This window comes from Arenibacter flavimaris, from assembly GCF_030291335.1.
Lineage (GTDB): Bacteria > Bacteroidota > Bacteroidia > Flavobacteriales > Flavobacteriaceae > Arenibacter.
The window spans coordinates 194,887-201,232 of record NZ_JASWIM010000004.1 but is presented as its reverse complement, the minus strand read 5'-3'; the positions used below and the strand labels follow the sequence as shown (position 1 = coordinate 201,232).

6 protein-coding genes are annotated in these 6,346 nt (G+C 38.8%); 2 read left to right on the top strand and 4 right to left on the bottom strand.

Translation table 11 applies throughout. The features are described 5' to 3' along the window. A partial coding sequence (locus tag QSE00_RS05580) for a glycoside hydrolase family protein (RefSeq protein WP_286105220.1) occupies positions 1-1,353 on the top strand: 1,353 nt, incomplete at its 5' end. Positions 1,354-2,250: 897 nt separating this feature from the next. Continuing rightward, positions 2,251-2,529 carry a hypothetical protein gene (locus tag QSE00_RS05575; protein WP_286105218.1) on the top strand — a complete coding sequence of 93 codons (279 nt, stop codon included), beginning with the start codon at positions 2,251-2,253 and terminating at the stop codon, positions 2,527-2,529. 366 nt (positions 2,530-2,895) lie between these two features. On the opposite strand, the gene QSE00_RS05570 is transcribed toward QSE00_RS05575, so the two are convergent. From QSE00_RS05570 to QSE00_RS05555, 4 genes are all read right to left on the bottom strand, one after another. Further along, positions 2,896-3,102, bottom strand: a complete 207-nt coding sequence (locus QSE00_RS05570; protein WP_286105217.1) for a hypothetical protein — start codon at positions 3,100-3,102, stop codon at positions 2,896-2,898. Between the two features lie 343 nt (positions 3,103-3,445). Beyond that, positions 3,446-4,465 (bottom strand): transporter family protein, encoded by a 1,020-nt coding sequence (locus QSE00_RS05565; RefSeq protein ID WP_286105216.1) that lies wholly within the window; start codon positions 4,463-4,465, stop codon positions 3,446-3,448. Next, the gene (locus tag QSE00_RS05560; protein WP_286105215.1) at positions 4,425-5,471 is read right to left on the bottom strand and encodes a cytochrome-c peroxidase; all 1,047 of its coding nucleotides are present in this window, start codon (positions 5,469-5,471) and stop codon (positions 4,425-4,427) included. The genes QSE00_RS05565 and QSE00_RS05560 overlap by 41 nt, the downstream gene beginning before the upstream one ends. Positions 5,472-5,543: 72 nt before the next feature. Continuing rightward, entirely contained in the window at positions 5,544-6,344 is an 801-nt protein-coding gene (locus tag QSE00_RS05555) for an MbnP family protein (RefSeq protein WP_286105214.1), read from the bottom strand. Between the last annotated feature and the right edge of the window lie 2 nt (positions 6,345-6,346).

The following is a 6,346-nucleotide window of genomic DNA, read 5'->3' as shown; positions in this document are numbered from 1 at the left end:
TGGCGTGAGGATACTCCTTTAGGGCACGCCGAATGGACACATTCTGTAGTAGTTCACGCCGTTTCCGAACAACCCATAGGACCGTATAAAGTCGTCCAAACTGTTGGTTCTGGACACAACCCAGAAGTATTCAGATTAAAGAATGGCAGTTATGTCGTCTATGTAATTGATGGTTATTACAGTTCCAGATCAATTAATGGGCCATGGGAATATGATAAACTTCAATTTGACAATCGCGATAGGCCCATTATTGAAGGGCTTTCGAACCTTACGTTCGCTCAACGGGAAGATGGCTCCTATCTGATGGTATGCAGGGGTGGGGGTATTTGGGTTAGCGAGGATGGTACAGCCACCTATGAACAAGTATCCGATAAAAGTGTTTATCCCCACGTAGAAGGTGCATTTGAGGATCCAGTTATCTGGCGGGATAATATCCAATACCACATGATAGTTAATGATTGGCTTGGGCGAGTTGCTTATTATCTAAGGTCAAAGGATGGGTTTCAATGGAAGACTGATCCTGGCGAGGCCTATGTACCTGGTATTACTAACTATGAAGACGGTACTAGGGAGGACTGGTTTAAATACGAACGTATAAAAATATTACAGGATAATCTAGGAAGGGCCATTCAAGCAAATTTTGCAGTCATCGATACTTTAAAGAAAGAAGATAAAACTCGGGATAGACATAGTTCAAAAAATATAGGAATTCCCTTGGTCGTGGGAAGACAAATAGAATTGTTGGACAATAAAGAGATTACCGAAAGTACAAAATCCATATCGGTTAAAATCATGGCGGAAGAGGGTTTTGACCCCCATAAGGATATTAATGTGAATTCCCTGCGTTTTGGGGCACCAGAAGAAGTAAATTTTGGAAGGGGAAGCCAAATAAAAAAGATAAAAAAGGAAGGTACAAATTTAATCTTAACTTTTCAAGGATCGGGCAATGGTTTTACAGATAGCAATTTTGTTGGCAAACTACTCGGAAAAACCAATGACGGAAAACTACTTTTTGGCTACTCCAGGCTTCCTTGGGTCGATTTTTATGAGCCTGTTTTGTCCGCCCGTATACCAAAAATCACTGAGGATGGAAGACTGAAAGTGGAAATTAATAATTATGGCCTGGTAAGTTCCAATTCGAGCAAGATTCGGATTGAGATTATGGAAAATAAATCATGGCGAGAAATTGCTTCAGGGGAAATTCCCAAAATAGACTCATTTCAGAATATTGTGATTGACCTTCATTGCAATGAAAAAAATAATGTAAAACTGGAAAAGGAATTTAGGATCACTATGTATGGAAATAACCAAAATCCAGTAATCTTGATAAGAAAGTGGCCGTCCCAAGAATAGGGATAGGTCAAAGTAGTACCAAGCGATTATCGGTAATAGCGGGCTGGACCTATATCCAGACATTATCATGGAACAAGAGAACCAATACAGAAATGTAAAAGCGAAAATAGTAGCAGTTCCGAAGTAGAAAAGGCGGATAGTAACGATGTTCTGAATTAAGGCGGCTTTAGTTGTAGTAACGGACATATCTAAGAGAGCAGAGGTAATTCTCCCGTAAGAGAAGGACATCACTTGAACAAGTCCATATATTGTATAACAACTTAAGATCTTTGTTTTAAGGATGATTTTTAATGATGGACACAACAAGAGGCACAAGTCGCAACCAGTAGTAAAGTTGCAGGTAAACGAGATTTTTACAAGCATGAAAGTCAATGGAGTCAGTGCGGTAGTAATAGCAAACCCACGCAATAATCTATTCCCTTGTCAAGTAGGTTGGCCAGTGGGAGCTATTTTTTAGACCTTACAGCTTGATAATAAGAAGTTTATGTATATAATTCCCCTCTATTTATTAGGACAGATAAATTATTTTGACATCAGGAATCCGACAAATTTGAAGCGTCGTATGTGCAATCATAGCATTCGAGGACTGGGTCATGGAAAGGCGAAGACGTATCGGTATTTGTTTTCCGAATACTAGGACTGGCTATGTAACTCTATGTGCTCAACCTATGTAACGATCGTGCATTGGCAGAAGATATTGTCCATGAGACAATTGTTTTTCCTATGGCTAAAAAAAAGGCAGGTCATTATTATTTCTACATCGTTTAAGAACTACCTTTTCAAAATATGCCATAATCAGTTTTTATAACATATTCGCAATTTGATGCCTTTGATATAATAAGATGGGATGTTATCTCAAAGGCAACTTTGGAAGATGACCTCTATGAATTAAAAAAAATGGAAAAAGGAAGTATAAAGAAATTGCCTTGGACATGGGATATCCGAGAAAACCGTCGAAAATCAGATGTCAAAGGTCCTCAGTTTCTTAAGGACAAATGCCAATACTTTCTTAATGTAAAGTTTGATGGCATTCATTTAAAAGGCATATTATATTTGGGATTTTTTATTTTTTCAAACCAAATCATTGGTTATGCTACATATCCATTTATTGGACTTTTTGGAACTATATTTTTCATAGAAATGTTAAAATTCTGTTTATTAAAAGTCTCTAACTAAAATTTAGACCTTCAAGATATTATATTTTCCCCGAGTTTAGTTTTTGGTTGAGGGTTTAATCACAGACCACTAAGAAATTGAAATTAGGCTTTTTTAAGCTCTTTTAAAACTGTTCCATCAAATATAATTGTTTATAACCACCTATATTCCAATAAACAGTCCATTTTCAACCAAAAATATTTGACTGGTCCTGAATTCTTTCGACTACGCAAGGGAAGGTCGTATCTCATCCCGCAGCCTGTAGGCGTACAGAGCAATCTTGGACGCATCGATCCGATCGTCCTTTCCCCTTGTAATCCCCAAGGATCTTTTTATTTCCAATCCCGAGATCATGGCATGGGGAATGTCCCTTTCGGAAAGATATTCCTATAACTGTTCCGAATAAAACCCCGTGTGTTCGAAGGCTATAGAAATATGCTCCTTTGGGTGGGGGCTGGATCTGTAGCCCCATTTGAGCAGTTGGGCAAAGCCTTTGACCGAGTTTTCGAAGGTAGCCAGTTCCTGGTTGCTGTGAATGCAGACATCAAGGGTCACTTTACTGACATCGATGCCGATGGTTTCCATGATTTTCATAACTTTATCCTGTTTAAATGGTTACGTTGACTAAATTCTTTAGCAGGTAAATTCCTAAAATTCTATATGGTCCTTGTAACCGGGTTAGAAAAGAATGGGGACTAATACTTACCCTTGGCCGTTAACCTAGATTTGGGACGAGTTCACCCCATTCTTTTTTAATAAGCTAAAGTTATGGACATTTTTGGAAGTTATAAGTCTCCCCCAAACCCTCTTTTTTCAACATCATCATTATCCTTTTTAGCTTATTTGTCTAATTAGGCTAATCTTAAGGATTTGGGTTAATGGTGGCAACTTCTAAGTCCATAAGTAGTGGGTCAAGCTCGCATTGGGATCAATTAAACTACAAGTTCATGTTCAAATAAACCGATACCCTATTTTTTAACTCAACTTTGTTGTTATTTAAATTTTGATCTATGGGCAACATTCCGATCAAACCTAGAGAATATCGGTTATAGGTTGCCTCTACACTAATTTTACCTAAATATACACTACCCTTGGAATTGGCGACCTCCCTATCAAATTCTTTATTGGTGCCATAACTTTCTCCAGCTAGGCCCAGTTGCGGAGTTAGGGCTAGGGAATTGGAAACATAGTAGGTTTTAAATGCGTTTATACCATAGTTCAATTGGTTTCCAAATTGGTAGTCCTTTGGGTTTTTGGTTTTAAGGGTGTAATTGAGCAGGGTGCTAATTCCCCAGTTCCTATACATAAAGCCGTAATTCATGGCCAATATGTAATCCCAGCTGCCATTACCTACTTGAAAGCTTGGGTTTACGCTTCCGCTATTGTTTGCTTTATCATAATTCCCAGTAGGCATTTTTATGCCCCCACCTAACTGTATATAGTGTTCGGGTTTAATAGATATAATACTATCAGGGGTAATGGGGAGTATATTATAGAGACCAAGGACACTTATATCTCCCAGCCCATTAATGTTTTGTTCCTCGCTATTGGGGAGTGTCCTATTGTGAAATTGATAAGGAACTATTACATTTAACATAGCTCGCTTGGTCACTGCAAAATTTCCCCAGGCCTGTATAGTATTGAAATTCTCTTGAATCCATGGGGAATCGTTAAAAATTCCGTCTCTCGATCTGTATTCTTGGCTAATGTATCTTAAGCCAAAAAAATTGTTGTTTAGGCCTGTACCATATCCCATGCTGCCCCCGCTACTTCCACAGCCACATGTATCGCAGAAATCATAAAACGAATCCTCAAAATGGGTATGCACTGGACATTCCACTGGCCAATCATTTTTTGAAATCCCGTTACCGTACACTATAGTGGAGTAAATGACTGCCAATAATAATAGTATGTATTTAGTATTCTGCAAAGCGTTTATCTTTGATATAAGTTTCATCTGTCAAAGTGATTAAAAAAGAAATTAGTAAAGTTTTTTCTTCCAGAGATAGGGGTATTCCCGGTTTGCCTTCGTTCTTCAAAAGGGGATCTAAGGTGGGAGAATCCTTAATGCCATCGGTATAGAAATCAAGAACGGCCGCTAGACTTCCAAACCTTCCATCGTGCATATAAGGTGCCGTAAGTTCAACATTGCGAAGGCTAGGTACTTTAAATTTATAGCGATCGGACTCGGCACCACTAACTTCCTCCCTTCCAATGTCCATAAGAATTGGATTGGGTGGTAAACCGTTGTTTCTAAATTGTCCATCTGTAAAAAGGTCCGAGCTATGGCAAGTGGCACATTTCGCTTGGAAGATGGCCAGACCTTCCATTTCGGTATCAGTCAATTGTCCACTAGTTTCCTGACGTACATATTTGTCGTATTTGGAATTGGAGGATACCATCATAAGCATAAACTGTGAAAGGGCCTTTAGAAAATTTTCATTGTTCACTTCCCCTTCATCAAAAGCATTTTTGAAAAGATTTTGGTATTCTGTGTCCGATTTTAATTTTGTTAGTACATTGCTTAATGTCTCTCCCATTTCCACTTCATTGGTAATAGGTATAATGGGAAATAGATCCAAATGGGAAGTAGCGCCGTCCCAGGTAAATTCGTTCATGAAAGCGACATTTTGTATCGCAGGAGTATTTCGCGTACCCTCAAGATCATCTATTCCATGACTAAATTGATGGCCATGATGGGTAAAGGCGGTTCTCTGTTCATGACAAAAGCCACAGGAGATAAATCCGTTAGCGGAAAGACGTCCGTCATAAAAAAGTTTTTTCCCTAGCTCAAATCCCAATTTAGTGGGTGGGTTGCTTTCCAAATTGTAAATAGGTGCCGGAAAATTGGAGGGCACCACAAATTCCAAGGGTTCGTTTATTGTTCGGAATTCTTCGGAATTATTGGAACAAGAGGAAAAAACAAATATAACGACACCATATAATAGGCCGATCGGTTTCATTTTTTTTAAAATTATGGCAACCGGCACCTTATAAGTGCCGATCACCAATTTATAGATAATGGTTAGTAACTCTTAATGTCCGCCTCCGTTATGTATGTGGTCTACCACGAACATTTGGGAAGTATTTACCGCTATTTGGGGAGATTTTACTTCATCTACCATTATTACAGATTTTTCTGTTAGTTTAATACTAGTGGTAGCACCAACCAATATTTTACTGGCATCTATTTTTAGATGAATGTTGGAGTCTACACCGTCTCCCACCCTGACATTGGTTGGTAGTGATAAGCTAACTTCTTTATAGTTGTCCAGACTAGAGCCATGACTTCCCATATGAATCTTAAAATCGGTAGGTTCGGTAACCGTCTCGGAGGTAAAAGTACCCTCAAAATTCAAAAATTTATAGCCGGCCTGCCAAGACCACATCATGTTGTTTTCTTCGGCCAATGATAAAAAATCACCTTGGCCTTCCGCTCCTTGTAGGTATTTTTCCTGATCAACCCCAATACCAAATTTAAGAGTGGTGTATTCCCCGGCTGGTATTTCAGTTAGGGCCACCTCATCAGACTCTTCTTCTTGGTTGATAATGAAATATCCCTGGTCTTTTGGAAAAGTATATTCCAGTCCATCTTTATTGACCAATCTGAAGTTGCTCACAATGTAATTGAAACGGGTAACAGTAATACTTTCTCCATTAGCATTTGCGCCATTGATAGTCCCTAGAACAAGATCGTTGCCGTTAAAGCCGTTATCAAAGGTCAGGGATACCTCTCCTGATCCGGTCAGTTCTTCCGAATTATCCGTATCATCACTGGAACAGGAGAAAATTAGAAAAGTGGATAGGGCCAATAGGTAATATATAAAAGTTTTCATTT